Below are 24,495 nucleotides of genomic sequence, written 5' to 3'. Positions count from 1 at the left end.
CCTGTTTGCCTAGTGTGTCGGCAACTAATCGGAGACCTCTGAAATGTACGACTTTGCCGTGTTCTGGGACTGGATGGCTTTTGCCGTGCGCTGGTTGCACGTGATCACCGCCATGGCCTGGATCGGATCCTCTTTTTATTTCATCGCACTCGACCTAGGTCTGAACCGCAATGTTCCTGGTCCGGCAGATGGCGAGGAATGGCAGGTCCATGGCGGCGGCTTTTATCACATCCAGAAGTACTTGGTCGCACCAGAACGGATGCCCGATCACCTGACCTGGTTCAAATGGGAGAGCTATTCGACCTGGCTCAGCGGTGCGGCGCTGCTGATGATCGTCTATTGGGTCGGTGGAGAGCTGTATCTGATCGACGCGGGAAAGGCCGATCTGGCACTTTGGCAAGGTATTTTGATCTCGGCGGCCTCGCTTACCGTTGGATGGCTGGTTTATGATTTCCTTTGCAAATCAGGGCTTGGGGAACGCCCGACCTTGCTGATGGTTTTGCTGTTCGTACTGCTGGTTGCAATGGGTTGGGGGTACAACCAGATCTTCACCGGACGCGCGATGATGCTGCATCTGGGAGCGTTCACGGCCACGATCATGACGGCAAACGTGTTCTTCATTATCATGCCCAACCAGCGCATTGTGGTGGATGATCTGAAAAACGGGCGCACGCCGGATCCGAAATACGGCAAGATTGCCAAGTTGCGCTCGACGCACAACAACTATCTGACACTGCCCGTATTGTTCCTGATGCTGTCGAACCACTACCCGCTGGCGTTTGCAACGCAATACAACTGGATCATCGCTGCGCTAGTGTTCCTGATGGGCGTGACCATCCGGCACTATTTCAACACCCGCCATGCCCGTGCAGGTAATCCGACCTGGACGTGGTTGGCCACTGCACTGTTGTTCATTGCCATCATGTGGCTGTCGACGGCCCCCATGCACCAGCCGCTGGAAGAGGCCGAAGCACAGCCCCTGACGTCATACGAACAGAAGTTTGCTGATGCAGACGGGTTCGAAGACGCTCATGACATTGTTCTTGGGCGTTGCTCGATGTGCCACGCGCGCGAGCCGGTTTGGGAAGGCATTCTTTGGGCCCCAAAAGGTGTGCTCTTGGAAACCGAGGCCGACATTGCCAGAAATGCGCAGCAAATCTATTTGCAGGCTGGCGTCACCCACGCGATGCCTCCGGCAAACGTAACCTACATGGAACCCGAAGACCGTCAGGCCATCATCCGTTGGGTGCGCAACGCCGGACTGTAGCACAAACGCAATTTGCCCCAAAATTTCGCACCTGGCTCATAATCTCTCTCCCAGATCGCATTCGGATGCTCTAACCTGAATGCAAAGGACCGTGGCGAACACGGTGCATGATGTTTGGAACTGGGACATTTGGGGCAATTCATGCAAGGGAGCAAGCCGCAAGGCCGTGTGAGGCGCTGGCTGAGTGTCGCTGTTGTGGCTTTGGCCCCAAACTTGGCGATGGCATTGGAAACCAGCCTGACCGCCCCGGGTGCGTCCAAGGAGTTGGTGGATCGCCTGAAAGAGACGTCATCCGTCACCACGGCTGAAGAGCGCGGCCTGGACACCCCGCTGGAAATCCTGTCCGCCGCGCTTTCGGATTACCGAACGCTTGTGCAGATCCTCTATGATGAGGGGTATTTCAGCCCTGTTGTCAGCATAAAGCTCGATGGTCAGGAAGCCGCCGAAATGAGTTCGCTGACCGTGCCTGCAAAAATCGACCGGGCAGCAATTACCGTTGAGACCGGGCCCAGCTTCAAGTTCGGAACCGCCACGGTGCAGCCGTTGGCCCCCGAAACTGTTTTGCCCGAGGAATTTGCCACCGGCAGACTGGCGACAACCGGTGCCATTCAACAGGCCACCTCGGCCGGTGTGCAAGGGTGGCGGGATGCGGGTCATGCAAAGGCCGGGGTCGCGGGTCAGAGGGTTATCGCGCGTCATGCGCAGGCGCAACTGGATGCTCAGATCGAGCTGGACCCGGGGCGCAGGCTGACATTCGGCAAGATGTTCATCAAGGGCGACTCGGATGTGCGCCACAGGTCGATCGAAAAGATCGCCGGCTTTCCAAGCGGAGAGGTTTATTCCCCTGAAAAGATCCAAAGGGTGGGAACACGTCTGCGCCGGACCGGCACGTTCAACGTGGTCTCGTTGCAAGAGCGTGAGACACCAAACCCTGATGGCACGCTGGATTTTGATGCAACGTTCGAGGACCTGCCCAAACGACGGTTGACCTTCGGGGTCGAGGTGGCCTCGCGCGATGGTGTTGACGTCACCGCAACCTGGACCCATCGCAACATGTTCAAACGTGCCGAGCGGCTGCGCTTTGAAGCGGCGATACGCAATATCGGCGGGGCCGAGGATATCGATGGCAGGATCGGGTTGCGTCTGGATCAACCGGATCGCCTGGGCCCGGACGACAACACATTCTGGAGCGCTCTGCTGGAACGGCGCAACACGGAAAACTACAACGTGTCGGTCGCGTCTTTGGCATATGGTGCACGCCGCACCTTTTCCGACAACTTGTATGCCGAAGCATCTGCAGGCTTTCAGCTGTCAGACGCCGACGACGCGTATGGCAGCGGTCGCAAGTTCAGGTATTTAATTGTGCCATTCCGGTCTGAATGGGACCAACGTGACAGCAAAGTCAGCGCCACACGCGGATTCTATCTGGACTCCCAAGTCATGCCCTTTGTCGGGATTTCCGGGACTGACACCGGTATCCGCCTGTTCTTTGACGGTCGGGCCTATACCAGTCTGGGAACAGGTGGCCGGATCGTTCTGGCCGGGCGCGCGCAACTGGGGTCAGTCATCGGTCCGCCAGCTGATGGCGTAACGCCTGATTTTCTGTTCTTCTCTGGCGGTGCGGGAACCGTTCGCGGGCAACCTTTTGAAAGCCTCGGTATTCCAGTCGGGACCGGCATCGCGGGCGGTAAGTCGTTTATTGGCTTGTCCGGTGAAGTCCGCGGCAAGGTCACCGACAGCCTGTCATTGGTCGGGTTCTACGATTACGGTGTAGTCGACACGTCCTCGTTCATTGGCAGCGGTGCCGAAGATCATTCTGGTGCTGGTATTGGCGTAAGATACGACCTGGGCGGATTTGGACCTTTGCGATTTGATCTCGCCTATCCGGTGAGTGGCCCTACTGGAGACGGACTGCAGTTTTACATCGGGATCGGACAGGCATTTTGAGACGCCACCTTTCATATACTCTGCTGATCGGAACGCTGTTACTTGCACCTGTCGCCGGTCTGGCGCAGGAGGACGAAGGCGGCAGCATGATCGAACGGTTCCTGCAGGATACCCTGTCAGGTGACGATCAGAACGTTACCGTCTCGGGCCTGCAAGGCGCGCTGAGTTCGCGGGCCACAATCGCCGAGATCACGGTTGCCGACGACGAAGGGGTCTGGCTGACCATCACGGATGCCGTGCTGGATTGGAACCGCCTGGCGCTGATCCGTGGCCGGTTTTCAGTCAACGCCCTGACCGCACAGGAAATTGATATCGCCCGCACCCCGGGTACCACCACCAAGGATACTCCGCCCCCTGCGGCCGAGACGCAGGCCTTTCAACTGCCCGAGCTTCCCGTCGCCATCGAAATCGGCGAAATCCGCATCAGCGAGCTGGCCCTGGGCGAGCCCTTGATCGGCGTGGCAGCAGAGCTGGCCGTGAATGGAAACCTGTCACTTGCCGATGGCACATTGGATACCAATCTCGACATCACCCGGCTGGACCGCGCAGGGGACGAAATCAAGCTGAGCGCTGGATTTCAGAACGCCGACAGTCAAATCGATCTTGACCTACAGGTGACCGAAGCTGCAGGTGGCCTGATTTCGACGGCTCTCAAGATCCCTGACAGCCCGCCCATTGGGTTGACGGCAAAAGGGTCAGGTCCGGTAAGCGATTTTACCGCAGACATTGGCCTCAGCAGCGATGGCCAGCCGCGTGTGACCGGGCAAGTTCGATTGCGGGCGGCCCCAACCGCCGCTGCAAGCGCCGAAGAAGGCATTGCCTTTACCGCCGATCTCGGTGGGGATCTGACACCCTTTGTCGCTGACAACATGGATACGTTTTTCGGCACCAAGACACTGTTGTTTGTAGACGGTCGAACCGAACCCGATGGCGCGCTGAACATCAGCGACCTTGAGCTGACCTCACAAGCGCTGAACCTGAAGGGTGAACTGCAACTGGCCGCCGGTGGTCAGCTGCAATTGGCCGCACTACAGGGACGGATCACACCGCCGGACGGGCAAAGTGTGGTTCTGCCAATTTCGGGCGGTGATACATCCATCGAAGCAGCACAGATTTCGGCGCTGTTTGATGAGCAAAACGGCAACCTGTGGGATCTGAGCCTGACGGCCAACGGTGTGAAAACACCGCAGATCGATTTGCAACGCGCGCAGGTATCGGCACAGGGGACGCTGGAACAGGGGACAGCCCTGCAACTGGATGGCGATCTTCAGGCTGCACTGGACGGGATCGATCTGGCCGACGATGCGCTGAACGCAGCCATTGGCGACCGCGTCACGCTGGATGGTCTGTTCGCCTATGGCAGTGATCAAACGGTGAACCTGTCGGGCTTGGAACTGGTTGGCTCAGATTATGAACTGGGACTGGACGCTGTGATTAGCGGCCTGTCCACCGGTCTGGCCGTGGATGGCACCGCCACATTGCAGGCCAGGGACCTGTCGCGGTTTTCGGACCTTGCGCAGATGGAGCTTGGCGGGCGGGCTTCTGCCCGGCTTGTCGGGAAAGGCGCACCGCTGGAGGGTAGCTTCGACGGCAAGCTTGAGGTGGAGGGAAATGACCTGTCCACCGGGCGCGGCGACATCGACCCCGTTATCCGAGGAAACACCACAATCACCGTGGATGCCAAGCGCGGCGCAGATGGGGTAACGATCCGGAATTTCACCCTGATCGGGGACACTCTGCGCGCGCAAGCTGACGGCGCAGTGACCACCCCCGGCGGCAACCTGACCATCGACGGGCAGGCCACGGTCAATGCCCAGGACCTGTCCATCTTTTCCGGCCTTGCAAATCGCGAGCTCGACGGCGCACTACAGGCGCAGCTGAGCGGTAAAGGCGCAGTTAAGACGCTGGAATTCGATGGCACAGCCAGTGTGACAAGCCAGGATATCAAAACCGGTATGCCCGAGATTGACCCCCTGCTTGCTGGCCGGACCGAAATCACCTTTGACGGCGCGCTCAGCCAGGATCAAATCGTGATCCGCGACGCCCAGGTGAACGGGACTGCCCTTACGGCGCAAGCCGCGGCCACAATCGACGATCCAACAAATGCGCTGGCTGTGGACGGACAAGCCAGCCTGAACATCCCGAACCTGTCTCTGTTCTCGGGCCTTGCCAAACGCGATTTGGCCGGGTCGGTAAAAACTGACCTTTCTGGCAACGGTGCGATGGGCAGCAAGAGCTTTGACGTGAAAGGCAATCTGGATGCGAATGGCATCCAAACCGGAATCGACGTCGTAGACAAACTGATCCAAGGGCGCACGACCTTGACCGTGGATGCCCAGAATGGCGATGACGGGCTGGATATCCGCAGCTTCCAATTGAAGGGAACCGCCCTGTCAGCAGAGGCATCCGGAAAACTGGACCGGGATGCCGGAGGACTAGACTTTACAGCTGCGCTAGACGATCTGGGCCGACTGTCTGAAACCGTTACAGGCCCATTGAAACTGGATGGAAACGTCGCGCCCACAAGCAAGGGATTTGAAGGCACAGCCAATTTGCAGGGGCCGGACAGCTCCTATGCCAAGGTTGCGGGCTCGGTGGACACGAACGGCGCAGCTGATCTGGATTTCGATGCAAAGTTCAACCGGATTGAGCGGTTTGCACCCGAATTCCCAGGCACTATTGCAGCGTCGGGCAATGCAAAGCGGGACAATGGCGTCTGGACCATCGACGCCAAAGCCGAAGGGCCTGCTGACATCGCCAGTACCGTTGCCGGCACCTTCGACGAAGCCAGCACCGAGGCCGATCTGACCGCGCAAGGAGGCGTCAACCTCGGGATTGCAAACGTCTTTATCACGCCCAACAAGATCGATGGGTCGGCACGTTTCAACCTGACCCTTAAAGGGGCACCTAGTCTGGCCTCTCTGAGCGGATCTGTCACCACCTCTGGTACTTCTCTTGCTATTCCCGGTGCTGGCCAGACCATTACCGGTATCAGCGGCCAGATCGATCTGGCGCAAAGTCGTGCAACCATCAACCTCAGCGGCGGAGTGCGAGCCGGAGGCGGCTTTACCGTCAACGGGCCTGTTGACCTCACACCGCCTTTCAACGCCCAGATCACAACCGCATTGAACGGCCTCGTGCTGACGGATCAACTGCTTTACGAAACCACCCTGAACGGCCAGATCGCAATGACCGGAGCACTGGTCGGAAACAGTTCGCTGGCCGGGCAAATCACTTTCGACGAAACCAACATCAATCTTGCAGCCGCTTCTGGCGCGGTCGGCGCAGCCCCGATCCCCGAGATTGAGCATGTCAACGAAAGCCGCCCCGCCTTTGTCACCCGAGAACGCGCAGGGTTGGTCGCAAAAGAAGACGAAGGACAAAGCAATTCCAGAATAGCGCTGGACATAAGTCTGCTGGCCCCCAAAGCCGTGTTTGTCCGTGGGCGGGGCGTGAACGCAGAACTGGGTGGCCGGATTTTCATCGGCGGTACCACCGCTGCCGTTGTTCCGTCGGGCCAGATCGAACTGATCCGAGGGAATTTCGACATTCTGGGCCGCAGGTTGGCCCTGACAAAAGGCATCGTGACGCTACAAGGCGATCTGACGCCTTACATCGAGTTCGAATCTTCCGCCAGCACCTCGGACGGCACTGCCACGATTGAAATTGCAGGGCCCTTGGATTCGCCCGAAGTCAATGTGTTCTCTGACCCCGAACGTCCCGCCGAAGAAGCGCTGGCGATGCTGCTGTTCGGAAACCGTTTCTCAGAAATTTCGCCATTCCTTATCGCGCAGATGGCGGCGTCTCTGGCCCAGCTCAGCGGCGCGGGCGGCGACGCAACCAAGGGTCTGCGCGAGTCCACGGGCGTGGATACAATTGACGTCGGCGCTTCAGAAAGCGGCGCGGGCCGGTTGGGGGCTGGCGCCTATCTGGGCGAGAACTTGTACACCGACTTTACCGTCAACACCGAAGGCGACACCGAGGTAAACCTGAACCTGGACGTGACCGACAACTTCACGGTAAAGGGCACGGTCGACGGTCGTGGCGATACAGGTATCGGGGTGTTCTTCGAACGCGATTACTAAAGCGTCATTTGCGGCGAATCCCAATCGGCTGACCGATCTGGAGCTCAGGTGGCAAAGACGCGTGATCCGTCAACATGCGGGCCAGTCGCGTGACAGCCCAATCCGGATAGGGCTCGGACCTTCCGGTTCGGTGACTGACATTCATGAACAGCGCCTCTTGCGTAGCGCAAACAGTCTGATCGGGGGCCGATATCATCTGGGCAAAATAGTGCCCTCGTTTGTGATCCGCATCCAGCAATCGAAACCGGAAGCAGATCGTCATGTCCTCGGTTACCTCGCTCAGGAACTGCATGTGTGATTGCAAGAAATAAGGCCCCTGCCCAAGCGCGTGAACTTGAGGTTCACCAAGGCCCAGTTGATCGACAAGTAGCCGTTCAAAGGCCATGTCGAACGCGACGCCATAATAGCCGACGTTCATATGCCCGTTATAGTCGATCCAGTCTGGTTGCAGTGCAAACTCGTGAATTTCTACGGGCGCATCGAACGGGCCCTCATGGCCGCCTAACGGCTGTGTATCCTGCGACATAGCTGAACAGTCCTCACTCGTCCGGATCTTCGAAGATCGCAACGGCGCGGATGAACCCGGCCGAGGCACCTTTGATCTTGAAAGGGAAACAGGAAATCTCAAACCCTGTCGGCGGAAGCGTTTCCAGATTGGCCAGCTTCTCCATGTGGCAGTACCCAATCTCCATCGAGGCGCGGTGCCCTTCCCAGATGATCGAGGGGTCCTTGGTTTCCGCATATACCTGCGCTGTCAGAGGGAATGGCGCATCCCAACTCCAAGCATCTGTTCCGGTCACCCGAACCCCGCGCTCGGTCAGGTACAAGGTCGCCTCACGGCCCATACCGCACCCTTTCATCAGATAGTCGGGTTGGCCGTACTGCCTCCCTGCCGACGTGTTGACCACTACGATATCCAACGGGTTCAGCGTATGACCGATCCGCTTCAGCTCGGCTTCAACGTCCGCTGCGGTAACCACATAGCCATCCTCGAAATGGCGGAAATCCAGTTTGACACCGGGGTTCATGCACCACTCCAGGGGAACCTCATCAATGGTGATCGCCCGCTCGCCCTTGTTCATCGTGGAATGGTGATGGTAGGGCGCGTCCAGATGGGTGCCGTTATGGGTTGCAATATGCAATCGCTCGACCGCCCAGCCCTCGCCCCCCGGCAGGTCTTTTTTCGCAAGACCGGGGAAAAAACCCATGACCTGCTCTGCGGTCTGGTCATGGGCCATGTACTCGATCTCGGGCAGCATGATCGGCGGGTCCGATACAATGCCGGTTTCCAGCGGAACGGACAGGTCCACAAAACGCCGCGCCATTTATTCCTCCATAACTGATCTATGGTTTAGCGTTGGGCGCGCGCAACCAACTGTCAAGACGCGAAAAAGGCGGCCCGCAAAGACCGCCTTTTCGAAGGATCGTGTTGTTCCGGAGTTATTCCGCTGCGATGGCATCTTCGATCTTTTCGACCTTGATTGCAGAGAACTTGAACTCGGGGATCTTGCCATAAGGGTCGATGGCCGAATTGGTCAGCATGTTCGCGGCTGCTTCAACATAGGCAAACGGGATAAAGACCATATCCTCGGCAATCGCCCGGTCGGCGCGCACCATGATTTCGATGGAACCGCGACGGGTCGTCAGGCGGATCATTTCACCCGGTTCGATCCCCATCAGCTTGAGCGTACGCGGGTTCATCGAGCAGTTCGCCTCGGGCTCCACCGCATCCAGAACAGCGGCACGGCGGGTCATTGAACCCGTATGCCAATGCTCCAGCTGGCGACCTGTTGTGGCGATCATCGGGTACTCTTCATCCGGGGCCTCATCCGGCGGGATGATGCTGGCCGGTGTGAATTTCGCCTTGCCATCAGCCCGCGGGAAGCCATCGCCAAACACGATGGATTGGCCCGGGTCGGTTTCGCTGAGCGACGGATAGGTAATCGTCTCGGTTTCCAGCCGTTCCCACGTGATGTTGTTCAGCGATTCCATGGTCAGCTTCATCTCGTTGAAAACCTGAGACACATCAGTGTAGTCCCAGTTCAGACCGATACGTTGCGCTAAATCGACCGTGATTGCCCAATCTTCACGCGCCTCGCCCGGAGGTGCCACGGCAGGACGCACACGCTGTACCTGACGGTTGGTGTTCGACACCGTGCCGTTCTTTTCATACAGCGCCGAGGCAGGCAGGATGATGTCGGCGTAGTTCGCCGTCTCGGTCAGGAAAATGTCCTGCACGATCATCAGATCCAGCTTGGCCAGCGCATCACGCGCGTGATTCACATCCGGGTCGGACATGGCCGGGTTCTCACCCAGAATATACATCCCCTTGATGTTGCGCGCATAGATCTGGTCGATGATCTCGGTGACGGTCAGGCCCTTTTCATTCGAGAAATCGTCCGAGCCCCAGACTTCGGTGAACTGCGCCCGAATGTTGTCATCGGTGACGGTCTTGTAATCCGGCAGGAACATCGGGATGAGGCCCGCATCAGATGCGCCCTGCACGTTGTTCTGGCCGCGCAACGGGTGCAGACCCGCGCCAGGCTTGCCTACGTTACCCGTCATCAGAGCAAGGCTGATCAGGCAGCGGGAGTTGTCCGTGCCGTGGATATGCTGACTGACGCCCATGCCCCAGAAGATCAGACCAGCCTTGGCCTGCGCAAAGGTGCGGGCCACGCGGCGCAGCTGATCCGGCTCGATGCCGCAGATAGGCGCCATCGCCTCGGGCGTGAACTGGCGCAGGTGCTCTTTCTCGGCTTCCCAGTTCTCGGTCCAGCGGTGGATGTACTGGCTGTCATACAGCTCTTCCTCGACGATCACATTCATGATCGCGTTGAGCATCGAGACATCCGCACCGGGACGGAACTGCAGCATTTCGTCGGCAAACTTGCGCATACCGACGCCGCGCGGGTCCATCACGATCAGTTTGCCACCGCGCTTGGTGAACTGCTTGAAGTAGGTCGCAGCTACCGGGTGGTTCTCGATCGGGTTCGAGCCGATGATGATCGCCACGTCTGCGTTTTCGATCTCATTAAAGGTCGCGGTCACAGCGCCCGATCCTACATTCTCGATCAGAGCCGCTACGGATGAGGCGTGGCACAGACGGGTGCAGTGGTCGACGTTGTTGTGCTTGAACCCCTGACGGATGAACTTCTGGAACAGATAGGCCTCTTCGTTGGTACACTTGGCCGAACCAAAGCCAGCAACATTGCGCGGATCTTCGTCGCGCAGCGCTTTCAGCTTGGTGGCAGCCAGATCCATCGCCTCTTCCCATGTCGCTTCCCGGAAATGGGTCGACAGATCTGATGGATCGACGTTCAGGCCCTTTTCAGGTGCATCTTCGCGCCGGATCAGCGGCTTGGTCAGGCGGTGCGGGTGGTGGATATAGTCAAAGCCAAAGCGGCCTTTGACACACAAGCGGCCTTCGTTTGCAGGGCCGTTGATGCCTTCGACATACTTGACCTTGCCATCCTTGACCTTCAGCGAGACCTTACAGCCCACGCCGCAGAACGGGCAGACGCTTTCGGTTTCGCTATCGTAATCCTTGCTGTCGCCCAGTTGCTGATCGTTCAGCACCGTGGCGGGCATCAGGGCACCGGTCGGGCAGGCCTGAACGCATTCGCCGCAGGCGACACAGGTCGATGCCCCCATCGGGTCGTTCTGGTCGAACACCACTTGCGCGGTGTGGCCGCGACCGGCCATCCCGATTACGTCATTCACCTGCACGTCACGGCAAGCGCGAACGCAGAGATTGCAGTTGATGCAGGCGCCCAGATTGACTCGCATGGCAACGTGGCTGTCGTCCAGCAACGGGATTTTCTCGGCTTCTTTCGCCGGGAAGCGGCTGTCGCTAATATCGTTCAGCTTGGCCATGTCCCAGAAGTGGCTCGAGGCATCATGCGGCTGCTCGGGCTGGTCGGCGACCAGCAACTCCATCACCATAGCGCGCGATTTCTCGGCCCGGTCGGTGTCAGTCTTGACGACCATGCCCTCGGCGGCAGGACGGATGCATGAGGCGACCAGAGTGCGCTCGCCTTCCACCTCGACCATACAGGCGCGGCAATTGCCGTCAGGTGCATAGCCCGGTGCCGGCTTGTGGCACAGGTGCGGTATGATCAGGCCCTGGCCATTGGCCGCGTCCCAGATCGTGGTGCCCTCGGGCACGGTGACGTCATCGCCGTTCAGATTGAAGGTGACGGTCTTGGTTGGGCTTGCATCAAGCATGGCTTTGTCTCCCTCAGATTTCGTCAGCGAAGTGTTTCATGACCAAACGGATCGGGTTCGGGGCCGCCTGCCCTAGACCGCAGATCGAGGCGTCGCCCATGACCTGACACAGGTCTTCCAGCAGGTCCTGATCCCATTTGTCGGCCTGCATCAGCTTCACCGCCTTTTCGCAGCCCGCCCGGCAGGGCGTACACTGGCCGCAGCTTTCATCCTCGAAGAACCGCAACATGTTCAGCGCCGCATCGCGGGCTGTGTCCTGATCGGACAGAACCACAACCGCAGCGGACCCGATAAAGGTGCCCAGCGGTTGCAAAGTGTCAAAGTCGAGCGGGACGTCGTCGATGTTCGAGGGGAGAAGACCTGACGACGGCCCGCCCGGTTGATACGCCTTGAACACATGGCCTTCGGCCATGCCGCCGGCGGCATCAATCACGTCAAGAATGGTCGAACCTGCGGGCAGCAGGTACACACCAGGCTTTGCCACACGGCCCGAGACCGAATAACTGCGCAGGCCGGTGCGGCTATTCTTTTCAACTGAGTTCAGAACCTGGGGCCCCTCGCGGCAGATCTTGGAGACCCAATAAAGTGTCTCGACATTGTGCACCAAGGTCGGACGGTTAAAGACCCCGACCTGCGCCACAAACGGAGGACGATGACGCGGCAGTCCCTTTTTACCTTCGATCGACTCGATCATTGCGGATTCTTCACCGCAGATATAGGCACCGGCACCCCGGCGCAGGTCGATATAGCCTTTTTCGACGATCCCGGCGTTCTCCAGCGCGGCAATCTCACGGGCGAGAATTTCCAGAACCGCCGGATATTCGTCGCGCATATAGATAAAGCAGGTCTCGGCCTCGACCGCCCAGGCGGCGATCAACATGCCCTCAAGGAAGACATGCGGCGTGCGTTCCAGATAGTAACGGTCCTTGAACGTGCCCGGCTCGCCTTCGTCCCCATTCACAGCCAGATAACTTGGGCCTTCATTCATGCGAACGAAGCCCCACTTCTTGCCGGATGGGAAGCCAGCGCCGCCCAGACCGCGCAGGCCCGAGGAAAGGACGTCTTCCTGCACCTTCTCCCAATCGCCGCTGTCGCGCAGCTCTTTCAGCTTGGCGTAGCCGCCGTTTGCCTCATAGGTGGTGAAGGTTTCGTAGTCGGGCAGATGGGCGTGGGTATCGCCAGCCGCGATAGCGGCCTGCACCTTTTCGGGTGTCGCATGGTCGATATGGTTGTGACCGATTTCCAGCACCGGAGCGGTATCGCAACGGCCCATGCAGGGCGCGCGCACAACGCGAACCTCGGAGGCGTCCAGCCCGTCTTCCAGCGCCTTCTGCAGCTGCTGGGCACCAGCCATCTCGCAGGACAGGGAATCGCAAACCCGGATGGTCAGTGCGGGCGGAGGCGTCTCGCCTTCTTTCACCACGTCGAAATGGGCATAGAAGGTGGCGGTCTCATAGATTTCCGCCTGACCGATCCGCATCTCAACGGCCAAGGCCGCGATGTGGTCGGCACTGATATGGCCGTGTTCGTCCTGAACAAAATGCAAAAATTCGATCAACAGGTCGCGGCGCCGAGGGCGATTGCCCAACAAGCGTGTGATCTCTGCCTGTGCTTCATCCGTGAACTGACGGCCTTTGGGCGTGTGCCGCCCCTTGCCTTTACCTGACTTCCAGACGCCCTTGGGTGCGCCTGATGGCTTGGTATCTAATGGTGCCATGATGCCCTCCGATTGAGGCCCCGTGTCTCATCAGACTACCATATCGTCAAATCGCTTTTGGCAATCGCACGATAACGACACCTTATCACCGCAAAGACGTCACCACGACGCGCAACGCCCGTACCGTTGGTAATTCCGGGTCGCGGCTGAGGGTGGCCAGACAAATCGGCTTGCTGACAACGGGATCAATCAGTGGCAGCACCTTTGTCCCCTTCAACTCGCCCAGCGCCCGCACCAAAACCCGAGGCACAACGGTCGCGGCCAGCCCCTCTCGGGCCATCACCATCGAGGCTGTGAAGCCGCTGGTTTCGGCCACAACGTCAGGGTGCAAACCCTGCTTTTCAAACACATGGTCCAGAATACGACGGTTTTGCATCTGTGGCTCAAGCAGGCTGAGCGGAAAATCCGCCACACGCGCCCAGGGGATCGGGCCGGTCTCATCGGTCATATGTGACGGAACCAGCAGAACATAAGTTTCTTCATACAATGGCTGCACCTGCCGCAGGTCGGTGCCGATGCTGTCGCCATAGGTGATGCCCGCATCCAAGCTGCCCTCGTCCAGCCGGTGCTGAATGGCGGATGCAGACATGGTTTCGATCCGCGTGATGATGCGTGGATGGGCATCACGCAATCGTTTGATCAGACGCCCCGTGAAAGCTATTGCGGTGGGGATCACGCCCAAGATCAGCGTGCCCGTGATCTCGCCTTTGGCGGCCAGCACTTGCTGCTCCAGCGCCTTGGTGTCGTCGAGGATACGCCGCGCCCGCTGAACGATCATCTCACCCTCTTCCGTCAGCCCCTGAAACCGGTTGGCACGCCGCACGATCGAGACGCCCAGCCGATCCTCGAGATTGCGGATCCGCATAGAGAATGCGGGTTGCGAAATCCCGCATTCCTCGGCCGCCTTCGCAAAATGCCGATGCCGCGCGAGGGCGCTGAGCAGTTGCAGGTCGCGGATTTCAATCATTTGGCACAATCTCGATAGGCAGGTCGAAACCCACATTAACGGGGTTTTAACCGGAGAGGAAAGAATGGCTAACCGACATGTCGGAAAACAGCGGTAACCTCAGATACCGAATTCCAATACGCGCAGTTCCGGGACCATACCGACAGTCGACTATGCAGACAAATTGAGCTTTCATCACAAGTCCGCAAATGACCGCTTTGGGCGATCCCCACCATTTCCTGCGCATATTTTCTATTCTTAAGAATCGCGGCATTCGACACCATGGGCTCTATGCACTTGTGCGCAGAAAAGCACACTTGGTACTGCTTAGAGCGAGCAACAGGGAGCCTGCGATCGTTCAATGCGCGCCTTGAAATGCTGCATACTATAGAGTGACCATCTCGATATGCGTGAGAAACTGCGGCCACGTCCCAGGCAAGCAGTCCAAAAGAGCTTCTACCTGGCTGCTTTCTTCCAAACCGCCAGTGCGTGTTTTCTTGAGAAAGCGACAGCGCCAACAACACGTTTTTCTATGGGCAACGCGACCATCGCCGCAAAGATGCTTAACAGCAAAGTGCTTAGGAACAAAAGCCAGTTCGGCCAGTTAGGATCTGCGTTCGCGATTCCAACGCGTTGCACTGCCGCGACTGCAAAAACATGCAACATGTAGATCGGTAGGGTCAGCGTACCGGCATAAGCCAACATCCGTGCAAACCGCGGCCGGAGCTTGAACTGAAATCCATACACAAGGCTTATCGTTCCAAAAGTTATGAATGCCTGAATTGTCGGATAGTTTTCATACCACTGAAGCCAGATTATTATCAGGGCAGCGGAAACCAGTGCGAGTTTTTCTGCCCGCTTTTGCGCGTAGTAAGCGCACCATCCAAAAAAAGCCAGTTGCAGCGCGCCGGCGGTGTGACGCCAGTCGCCCGCGCTCAGGCCCATTTGCACCTGCAGGAATGTGACATACCCGATCGAGGCGGCAAGAAGACTCAAGCCAAAGCAAAATGGATTTCTTGAAATCCAGGTTCCGACCGGTTGAACCATGAATGGCAGGGACAGCATCAAGGTTACCTGAACCATTGCCGGCACGTACCAAAACCACTCAACTTTGGTGAAGGCCTCTCCTTGTGAGTAATTGCCGATCAGAACCCACCAATACAGCGGTACGGCGCCGGACATAATGTGCACAAACAACAAGACCAGATAGTACCAAATCAAAATTCGGACGAGCGTGTTCGCTACCGCACGTGCCACGTGTCGGGCAAACAGTGTTGGTCCCTGGAATTTGGCAATCGAATAGCCGGATAAAACAAGAAGGAAATAGGCTCCCCCCATCGTTTTCCAGGTGGTCGCATGCCCTGCCACTACAGCCGCAATTGCCACGATGCGCAAAACCAAATCTACCGACACAAGCTGCCGGATGTCATTTCTTTGTTTTGGGGTCGGCTTGAGATCCAGAAGAAATGAGAGCGGAAGGTCTTCCCAGTTTTCCGGAACCTCAAGCCCCAGTTCGTTGAGCGTGAGTTCAACTTCAAGATAGGCTAGGCTATCGCCCCCGTGATCGCGAAACGACGCGCTCAGATCGGGTTCCCTGGTGCGAAGCGCTGCGCACAGTACGGAATACAGCCCGTCCATTGCGGGAGGTTTTTCACACGCAAGTTCATCCGACCTTTTTTTCAGCGCGCGATAATCAACCTTGCCGGACGACAGCTGCGGAAATTCAGAAATACACTGGGTCGAGACCTGGGAAAAACTCAGCTTCAAATCTCGACACAGCCGATCTTTCAATCCCGTCTGCATTGATTTGTCGGTTAAGAAGACATCAAGGCGTTGATCTGACCCCGTCACGCGCGCCGCGATACCTGCGTCGCGCAAGTTGGCCTCAACCTGATCCAGGCTTATCCGCAGCCCGTTAAGTTTGATAAACCTCTTGGACCTGCCGACAATTCTGAAAAAACCATCTTCGGTCTTTTCGGCGAAGTCACCTGTCAGCAGTTCTGGAAGATGCCCAGTTTCGGCCAGTTCTTCTGGCGTTTCTGCGTAGCCCATCATGACGTTTGGACCGGTATAGGCAAGCTCGCCCGGCGTACCAAATTCGGTAATCTCGGTGCCGTTCTGATCAACTATTCGCAGATGGCCGCCCGGGATCGCCCGTCCAATCGTATCAACCGCTTTACGCGGGGCGGATGGCGGCAGATAGGATATGCGAGGGGCAGCCTCGGTTTGTCCGTACATCAGGAAGAGTTTGAAATCTTCGGCGTCTCCCCTGTCGAAAAACGCTTCTGCAATATTCTGGTCAAGCTTCCCGCCAGCCTGCAGCAGGTACTTCAGGCTCGGCAGGTCGGCTTTTGTCCGTTCTTTCCGGGACAAAACATCGAACTGCATTGGCACCAGAGGCAGGACTGTTGTTCCTGCACGATGTGCGGTCGTCCAGAAATCCCGGTCCGTCAGAGGTCTGTCTGTTAGCGCCAGCCTTCCGCCTACGGCTAACTGCATATGAAGTACAGACAGCCCATAGGAATAGTGCCATGGCAGTGAAGTAATCGCGCCATCTTCGCTTGTCAGACCAAGATATTCGATAATGGCGGCGGCGTTACTTGCCAAATTCCGGTGTGACAACCGAACCAGTTTTTCCGACCCGGTGCTGCCAGACGTCGAGAGCATGACTGCGAGTTCAGGCGCCATCTCAAGAGCTTCGGTGTTTACCAATTTGACAGTCCAATCGCTGCCAGAAAACCGGGCCATGAGATTTGGGCGAAACGCAGACTGCAGACGATCAGTCTTTTCCGGCGCACCGTGTTCGGTCAAAATAACCGGCCAATGTGCACGTAAAGCCCCAAGGTAAGCAGTGATGGGCGCAATGTGATTGCTTGCCTCAATCAGAAGCAGTGGCCTGAGAACCCCATCGGGCAAGCTTTCCAATGTGCTGGCGACAAAACGGTCAGCCCTTTCAGCCAACGCAGAGTAGGTTAAATCGCCATCATCACCAGTAAGCGCGATCTTGTCACCAAACACATCAACTGCGCGCCAAAACGGTTCGGCGGCCATTTGTTGCCTTCTTTCCACACAAAACCCCGAAAAACTGAGTAAATTGAGCCGCGTGGGTACTGGATAAATCGGGCCAAATTTTGTCAGAGCATTCCGCAACACACCCATTCGGATCCGAAATTTGCTTAGGGGCCGACAAGGCTGATCCTAAAGGCCTTTAGATTCAGACTTTGCAAGGTCGGCTTCCTGCGCATCGCCGACGTTGATGGCAACCGTAGCATCGGTCACTATGGGCTCGAAGCGGCCCATGGCCTCACCAAAGCACAACCCATAAGGTACTCAGCCGAGCCGAAGCACTCTGCTGCTGTTACGTATTGAACAAGAAATGCATCACATCGCCGTCCTTGACGATGTAGCCCTTACCCTCAGCCCGCATCTTGCCCGCCTCTTTGGCACCCTGCTCGCCATCGGCAGATATGTAGTCATCATACGCGATGGTCTCGGCGCGGATGAAACCTTTTTCGAAGTCACCATGGATCACCCCAGCGGCCTGCGGTGCAGCTGTGCCGGTTCGAATGGTCCAAGCACGTGCTTCTTTCGGCCCAACGGTGAAATAGGTTTCCAGCTTGAGAAGGTCGTAACCGGCACGGATCAGACGGTCGAGGCCGGGCTCTTCCAATCCCATCTCTTCCAGGAACATCTGCGCTTCGTCCTCTTCCAGCAGGCTGATCTCTTCTTCGATCTTGGCGCTGATAATGACGTGGGAATTGCCCTGCGCCGCAGCCATCTCGGCGACCTTGGCTGAGTATTCATTACCTTCGGAAGCTTCTTCCTCGGACACGTTGCAGACGTAAAGCACCGGCTTGGTGGTCAGCAGTTGCAGCATCTTCCAAGCCTTGGCGTCTTCGTCGCTGACTTCGACCAGACGCGCGGGTTTGCCGTTTTCCAGCATCGCTTGCGCCTCGGTCAACAGACGGTCTTGCTGCTGTGCCTCTTTGTCATTGCCCTTTAGCTTGCGCACCAGATTGGCGCGGCGCTTTTCTATGCTTTCCAGATCAGCCAGCATCAGCTCGGTCTCGATGGTGTCGGCATCGGCTACGGGATCGACCCGGCCATCCACATGGGTCACGTCGCCATCTTCGAAACAGCGCAGCACATGGGCAATGGCGTCGGTCTCGCGAATATTGGCCAGGAATTGATTTCCCAGCCCTTCACCCTTGGAGGCCCCCTTTACCAGACCAGCGATGTCTACAAATGTCATGCGCGTTGGAATGATCTGCTTGGACGACGCAATCGCGGCCAATTTGTCCAGCCGATCATCCGGCACAGCCACATCGCCCACATTGGGCTCGATGGTGCAAAACGGGAAGTTCGCCGCTTGTGCAGCTGCGGTTTTGGTCAACGCGTTGAACAGGGTCGATTTGCCCACATTCGGCAGACCCACGATTCCCATTTTAAAGCCCATCACGGCCTCCTGCATAGAATACGAACGCAGGTTCTATGCAGGTCAGCCTCAATGCGCAAGCCATTGCTGGGCTGGTTACAGCTGAGTCTATTTCGACACATCACAAAAACGTTCCAAAAACGTGTTCTTGGTGGAATTGAAAAAATGGCCTTACGATAACCACTTAGCAGCGTACGACGAGATTTTACCGGTAGAACACTATGAAACAGCTTTTACTTGCGACCGCGTTGGCGGCCTCCACATACGCAACAGCCCAGGCCCAGACTGTTATATTTGGTGCTGGATATGCGGACTTTTCCGACAGCGCATCAGAGGATCAAGCGCTTTTTTCCCTAGAATACCACCATAAGCCGTTTCATCAGGCGACCCGGTTCAGCGCGAGCTGGGGAACAGCATTGTCTGTTCATGACAATGGCGACTTTCACATCGGCTTAGGGTTGGTCGGACTGTATTCGTTGAACGAACGCTGGTTCGTCGAAGGCAGCGTCATGCCGGGATATTTCAATACAAGTATTGATCTGAACGATTTGGGGGGTGACTTTCAGATCCGCAGTCTTCTGGGCCTTGGTTATACCCTGGACAACGGAAACAGCGTGTCGGTCGCGATCACACATAAGTCTAACGCCAGCACAAACGACGAAAACCCCGGAGTGAACGCAGTGCTGCTGCGGTATCATCTGGGCTTCTGATCTAATCCTGCCCTGGCGGGATTGATTTTTGGTCAAAGTTTCTGCACACGGGTCGAAACCCGAGTGCAAGGACATCCGATGACCCGTATCGACGCCAAGTTCGCCGCCCTGAAAGCCGATGGTAAGAAAGCCTTTGTCGCCTATGTCATGGCAGGAGACCCCGACTATGACACCTCGCTTGAAGTGGTCAAAGGCCTGCCGGGTGCTGGTGTAGACGTCATCGAACTGGGTCTGCCGTTCACCGACCCGATGGCCGATGGGCCCACCATTCAAGCGGCTGGACAACGCGCGCTGGATGGTGGCATGACCTTGCAACGCACCTTGGATCTGGCGCGCGCGTTTCGGGAAACCGACGATACAACACCGATTGTGCTGATGGGGTACTACAACCCGATTTACAGCCGGGGTGTAGACGCCTTTCTGGCTGATGCCAAAGAGGTCGGCATTGACGGGCTGATCGTTGTCGACCTTCCCCCCGAGGAAGATGAGGAACTCTGCCTGCCCGCGCAGGCAGCGGGCCTGAACTTCATCCGCCTGGCGACCCCCACCACGGATGACAAACGCCTGCCGCGCGTTCTGCAGAACACATCCGGTTTCGTATATTATGTCTCGATCACCGGGATCACCGGCGCGGCGGAAGCGCAGGCCACGGATGTCGGCCCCGAGGTCGCTCGTATCAAAGCCGCGACAGATTTGCCGGTAATCGTGGGCTTTGGCATCAACACGCCCGAGAAGTCCCGCAATATTGCAACGGTGTCCGACGGTGCTGTGGTTGGATCCGCGATTGTCAGCCAGATCGGGGCGGGCAAACCGGTGGCCGAAGTGTTGGATTTTGTAAAATCTCTGTCGGATGGGGCGCACAGCGTCTGACCTCAATAGCGGATCACAAAAAGTCAAAAACCCGCCGCGGAATGCCCTGCGGCGGTTTTTTTGTCGGCCGGGCCCAATGTCAGTCCATTGCAGGCTGCGCATTGGATTGGTAAGAAAAAATAACCAGTAAGCCCGGAGGTCAGCAGCCATGCCCGTGATTACCAATATTGAAGACCTCAGGCGCATATACGAACGCCGCGTTCCTCGGATGTTCTACGATTATGCTGAAAGTGGCAGTTGGACGGAACAAACCTTTCGCGAAAACAGCAGCGACTTTGAAAAAATCCGGCTTCGCCAGCGGGTTGCGGTTGATATGTCCGGTCGCTCGACGGCTTCACAGATGATTGGCGAGGATGTCTCGATGCCGGTGGCGCTGGCTCCGGTCGGGTTGACCGGGATGCAACACGCGGATGGAGAGATGAAGGCCGCGAAAGCTGCCGAGGAGTTCGGCGTACCTTTTACGCTTTCCACCATGTCGATCAACTCGATCGAAGACGTGGCAGAACATACCGACACGCCGTTTTGGTTTCAGCTCTATACGATGAAGGACACCGACTACGTTAACCGCCTGATCCAACGGGCCAAGGACGCCAAGTGTTCAGCACTGGTGATCACACTGGATCTGCAGATTCTGGGTCAACGCCATAAAGATCTCAAAAATGGCCTTTCCGCCCCGCCGAAGCTGACGGCCAAGACCATCGCCAACCTGATGACCAAATGGGCTTGGGGAATGGAAATGCTGGGTGCCCAAAGGCGTGAGTTTGGCAATATCGTCGGCCATGTCGAAGGCATTTCAGACGCGTCTTCCCTGGGGGCTTGGACCGCCGAACAGTTCGATCCCAGCCTGGATTGGACCAAGGTGGAAAAACTGATGGAGCAATGGGGCGGCAAGGTCATCCTGAAAGGCATTCTTGACGCCGAAGATGCAAAAATGGCCGCGAAGCTGGGCGCAGATGCCATCGTCGTGTCAAACCACGGCGGACGTCAGCTTGATGGCGCGCTCAGCTCGATCCGCGTGCTGCCCGAAATCATGGACGCCGTCGGCGGTGATATTGAGGTTCATCTCGACAGCGGCATCCGGTCAGGTCAGGACGTTCTCAAAGCTTTGGCGCTTGGGGCCAAGGGCACCTATGTCGGCCGCGCATTTGTCTATGGCTTGGGCGCGATGGGCCAGAAAGGTGTCACGACAGCATTGGAGGTGATCCAGAGGGAATTGGATACGACAATGGCGCTTTGCGGTGAAAAATCCGTTGATGCGCTGGGACGGCAGAACCTTCTGGTGCCAGAAGATTTCGGCGGTCGCTGGCAAGACTAGTTGCCTTGGAACAGGGGGTTCTGCCCCCACCGCCCGTTCCGGGCGCCTCCCCCGAGATGTTTATGGCCAGATGAAGCCAGGATCCTTTATTCAAATGGCCGAAAATACCTCGGAGCGTGTGGCAGAGCCTCGGAGAATGACAAGGCGCGAATTACCACTTTCCAAACACGGTGAATCGAGATAAGGACGCGGCTTCACGCGGGCATACAGCCTTGGAGGATGCCCGCCCTAACATTGGAGAATTATCATGGCTGGAGAGATTCCTGATCTCGTAGCTCTGGAACGGACGGGGACAGGCAAGGGCGCCGCTCGTAAAACACGCCGCGAAGGCATGGTTCCGGGTGTTGTATTTGGCGGCGACAAAGATCCGCTGGCGATTCAGATCCCGTTCAACGAACTGTTCAAGCGCCTGAAAGCCGGTCGCTTCAAGTCGACCCTGTGGAACCTGAAGGTCGAAGGTCACGAAGACGTTCGCGTCATCTGCCGCGACGTTCAGCGTGATATCGTCAAAGACTTGCCGACCCACCTGGACCTGATGCGCCTGCGTCGCACCACCAAGATCGCGCTGTTCATCCCGGTTGAATTCATCAACGAGGAAGAAGCGCCCGGCATCAAAAAGGGCGGCGTTCTGACCGTTGTCCGTCCGGAAGTCGAATTGCTGTGCACCGCAGGTGACATTCCTGAGAAGATCACTGTTGACGTGACCGGAATGAACATCAACGACGTTGTCACCATTTCGTCGGTTGACCTGCCCGAAGGCACCAAGCCGACCATCGACCGTGATTTCGTGATTGCAAACGTCTCGGCACCAACAGGTCTGTCCACAAGCGACGACGAAGAAGGTGAAGAGGGCGAAGTTGCAGTCGATGAAGTTGAAGTCGTCGGCAAAGAAGAAGAATAAATCTGGACCAGATTTCTGGATTTTGGAACGGGGCTCTTCAGGGTCCCGTTTTTTTTGCGTGTAGACTCATCCGGGCTGACTGGATTTTCCAAGCATTTCCGTGCATGAAAACGCCTAACGGCTACAGGGGCGGAGCAACATCATGAAACTCTTTGTCGGATTGGGGAACCCGGGGCAGAAATACGCCCGCAACCGGCACAATATCGGGTTCATGGCCGTGGACCGGATTTCGGAAGACCACGGGTTTGGTCCGTGGAAGTCCAAGTTTCAGGGCGAGCTTTCGGAAGGTCGATTGGGCAGCGAAAAGGTTATGCTGCTGAAACCACAGACCTTCATGAACCGGTCCGGCCAATCCGTCGGTGAAGCGATGCGGTTCTACAAGCTTGATTCAACTGATGTCGTTGTCTTCCATGACGAGCTGGACCTTGCCCCCTGCAAAGTGCGCGTCAAGGCGGGCGGTGGACATGCCGGACACAATGGCTTGCGTTCGATCCATGACCATATCGGAGCCGCCTATGACCGCGTGCGCCTTGGAATTGGGCATCCCGGTCGCAAGGAAATGGTGTCAGCCTACGTTTTGAACGACTTTGCCAAATCCGAAGCTGACTGGTTAGATGATGTGCTGCGTGGCATTTCGGACGGGGCAGCTTACTTGGCCCAAGACGAAGGCGGGAAATTCATGAATGCAGTCGCGCTGCGCACCGCTCCACCGCGCTCCTCGAAGACACCTGCCCCGAAAACCGAGGCGAAACCCAAAGCATCGACAGAACCCGAAGTGGATAACCGCTCTGCCATGCAGAAGCTTTTGGACAAATTCAAATAGCAGATCCGGCACATTCCGTTACGTAGTCATTGCAGAATGAAAGCGTCCGCGATCCAATACCGAGGAACAAGGGAGGCTATGCGATGAGATCCATTTTGAAGTGGGTGCTGCGCATCGTTGTGGCGCTGGCTCTGGCTGCCGTTGCCGTTGGGCTGTGGAAACGCGAAGAGTTGCAGCGCCTGATGGCTGTGAACTCGCTGTTTTCCGAAGAAAAGATCGTTCACAATTTTTCGCACATGAACGAAGCTTTTCTGACCGTTGATCTGCCCCGTGGCAACGGCCCGACGTGGGAGCTGCCTTACGGCGAAGGGTTCGACCTGCCCGATGGCACCGACAAATGGATCGATGAACGCTCTGTCACCTCGTTGTTGGTCATGCAGGACGGCGATATCCGGTTCGAGGAGTATTATCTGGGTACCAGCCCAAATGACCGTCGAATTTCTTGGTCGGTGGCCAAAAGCTATCTTTCAGCGCTTTTTGGGATTTTGCTGAATGAGGGCGCGATCGATTCACTGGACGACCCGGTAATCAAATACGCCCCGAAGCTAAAGGGCAGCGCTTATGAGGCCGCGACAATCCGCAATGTGTTGAACATGGCCAGCGGTGTCACGTTTGACGAAGATTATCTGGACCCGAACTCTGACATCAACCGCATGGGTCGCGTCATCGCCTTAGGTGGCGAGTTGGACGATTTTGCAGCGTCCTTGCAAGACAGCTTTGCGACGCCGGGCGAAACCTGGCAATACGTCTCAATCGATACGCACGTCTTAGGCATGGTCATACGCGGCGCAACTGGGCGCAGCGTGGCCGAGCTGTTGACCGATAAGATCATACAGCCCTTGGGACTGGAGCATGACGGATACTATGTCACAGACGGTGCCGGTGTTGCTTTTGTGTTGGCTGGCCTGAACTTCACCACGCGTGACTTTGCACGGTTCGGACAAATGATCCTGCAGGACGGCAAAGTGGATGGGCAACAACTGGTTCCTGCCGAATGGATATTCGAGGCCACGCAACCTAGCGCCCCGACGGCGCAAGGCAAGATCGGCTATGGCTATCAATGGTGGATACCCCGTGGTGCGCACGAAGGGGAGTTTCTGGCCCGTGGCATTTACGGTCAATATATCTATTTCAATCAGCCCCGAGGTGTTTTGATTGTCTCAACCGGCGCAGACCGTCTGTTTCTTGAACCCGGCGTGAATGATCAGAACATCGAAATGTTCCGAAAGATCGCAGAAAGCCTGTAAGGTAACTT

Annotated in this window: 16 protein-coding genes; 9 read left to right on the top strand and 7 right to left on the bottom strand. The window is 57.2% G+C overall.

Annotated elements, in window-relative coordinates:
• Positions 1-43 precede the first annotated feature (43 nt).
• The 3 genes from ALB80_RS05970 to ALB80_RS05960 all read left to right on the top strand — a co-directional run bounded on the left by ALB80_RS05970 (position 44) and on the right by ALB80_RS05960 (position 7,299).
• Positions 44-1,267 carry a urate hydroxylase PuuD gene (locus ALB80_RS05970; RefSeq protein WP_050603129.1) on the top strand — a complete coding sequence of 408 codons (1,224 nt, stop codon included), beginning with the start codon at positions 44-46 and terminating at the stop codon, positions 1,265-1,267.
• A gap of 141 nt (positions 1,268-1,408) precedes the next feature.
• Positions 1,409-3,214 carry an autotransporter assembly complex family protein gene (locus tag ALB80_RS05965; RefSeq protein WP_050603351.1) on the top strand — a complete coding sequence of 602 codons (1,806 nt, stop codon included), beginning with the start codon at positions 1,409-1,411 and terminating at the stop codon, positions 3,212-3,214.
• Complete coding sequence (locus ALB80_RS05960; protein ID WP_050603128.1) at positions 3,211-7,299, top strand: translocation/assembly module TamB domain-containing protein; 4,089 nt, start codon at positions 3,211-3,213, stop codon at positions 7,297-7,299. Before ALB80_RS05965 ends, ALB80_RS05960 begins: the two co-directional genes overlap by 4 nt.
• Positions 7,300-7,303: 4 nt before the next feature.
• Here the strand turns inward: ALB80_RS05960 and ALB80_RS05955 are convergent, their stop codons facing one another.
• The 7 genes from ALB80_RS05955 to ychF all read right to left on the bottom strand — a co-directional run bounded on the left by ALB80_RS05955 (position 7,304) and on the right by ychF (position 18,642).
• Complete coding sequence (locus ALB80_RS05955; RefSeq protein WP_050603127.1) at positions 7,304-7,825, bottom strand: thioesterase family protein; 522 nt, start codon at positions 7,823-7,825, stop codon at positions 7,304-7,306.
• Positions 7,826-7,838: 13 nt separating this feature from the next.
• Positions 7,839-8,624 (bottom strand): cyclase family protein, encoded by a 786-nt coding sequence (locus ALB80_RS05950; RefSeq protein WP_050603126.1) that lies wholly within the window; start codon positions 8,622-8,624, stop codon positions 7,839-7,841.
• Between the two features lie 115 nt (positions 8,625-8,739).
• Complete coding sequence (gene fdhF / locus ALB80_RS05945) at positions 8,740-11,523, bottom strand: formate dehydrogenase subunit alpha (RefSeq protein ID WP_050603125.1); 2,784 nt, start codon at positions 11,521-11,523, stop codon at positions 8,740-8,742.
• Between the two features lie 13 nt (positions 11,524-11,536).
• Entirely contained in the window at positions 11,537-13,240 is a 1,704-nt protein-coding gene (locus tag ALB80_RS05940) for an NAD(P)H-dependent oxidoreductase subunit E (protein WP_050603124.1), read from the bottom strand.
• Between the two features lie 85 nt (positions 13,241-13,325).
• Positions 13,326-14,207, bottom strand: a complete 882-nt coding sequence (locus ALB80_RS05935) for a LysR family transcriptional regulator (RefSeq protein ID WP_050603123.1) — start codon at positions 14,205-14,207, stop codon at positions 13,326-13,328.
• Positions 14,208-14,642: 435 nt separating this feature from the next.
• Positions 14,643-17,336, bottom strand: coding sequence for an AMP-binding protein (locus ALB80_RS05930; RefSeq protein ID WP_172677861.1), 2,694 nt, complete (start codon positions 17,334-17,336; stop codon positions 14,643-14,645).
• Positions 17,337-17,544: 208 nt separating this feature from the next.
• Positions 17,545-18,642 carry a redox-regulated ATPase YchF gene (ychF, locus tag ALB80_RS05925; protein ID WP_050603350.1) on the bottom strand — a complete coding sequence of 366 codons (1,098 nt, stop codon included), beginning with the start codon at positions 18,640-18,642 and terminating at the stop codon, positions 17,545-17,547.
• A 200-nt stretch (positions 18,643-18,842) separates the two neighbouring features.
• Here ychF and ALB80_RS05920 point away from each other — a divergent pair, with 200 nt between their 5' ends.
• From ALB80_RS05920 to ALB80_RS05895, 6 genes are all read left to right on the top strand, one after another.
• Complete coding sequence (locus tag ALB80_RS05920; protein WP_050603121.1) at positions 18,843-19,331, top strand: acyloxyacyl hydrolase; 489 nt, start codon at positions 18,843-18,845, stop codon at positions 19,329-19,331.
• Between the two features lie 78 nt (positions 19,332-19,409).
• On the top strand, positions 19,410-20,201 hold the full coding sequence (gene trpA / locus ALB80_RS05915) for a tryptophan synthase subunit alpha (RefSeq protein ID WP_050603120.1): 792 nt from the start codon (positions 19,410-19,412) through the stop codon (positions 20,199-20,201).
• Positions 20,202-20,349: 148 nt separating this feature from the next.
• A complete protein-coding gene (locus ALB80_RS05910) occupies positions 20,350-21,516 on the top strand; it encodes an alpha-hydroxy acid oxidase (protein WP_050603119.1) in 1,167 nt (388 codons plus the stop codon).
• A 247-nt stretch (positions 21,517-21,763) separates the two neighbouring features.
• Positions 21,764-22,417: a 50S ribosomal protein L25/general stress protein Ctc gene (locus tag ALB80_RS05905; protein WP_050603118.1), complete on the top strand. Its 654-nt coding sequence runs from the start codon at positions 21,764-21,766 to the stop codon at positions 22,415-22,417.
• Between the two features lie 142 nt (positions 22,418-22,559).
• On the top strand, positions 22,560-23,240 hold the full coding sequence (gene pth / locus ALB80_RS05900) for an aminoacyl-tRNA hydrolase (RefSeq protein WP_050603117.1): 681 nt from the start codon (positions 22,560-22,562) through the stop codon (positions 23,238-23,240).
• A gap of 83 nt (positions 23,241-23,323) precedes the next feature.
• A complete protein-coding gene (locus ALB80_RS05895; protein ID WP_050603116.1) occupies positions 23,324-24,487 on the top strand; it encodes a serine hydrolase in 1,164 nt (387 codons plus the stop codon).
• The last annotated feature ends 8 nt before the right edge of the window (positions 24,488-24,495 follow it).

This window comes from Ruegeria sp. 6PALISEP08 (assembly GCF_001238295.1).
GTDB lineage: Bacteria > Pseudomonadota > Alphaproteobacteria > Rhodobacterales > Rhodobacteraceae > Ruegeria.
This window is presented reverse-complemented; position numbering and strand designations above follow the sequence as displayed.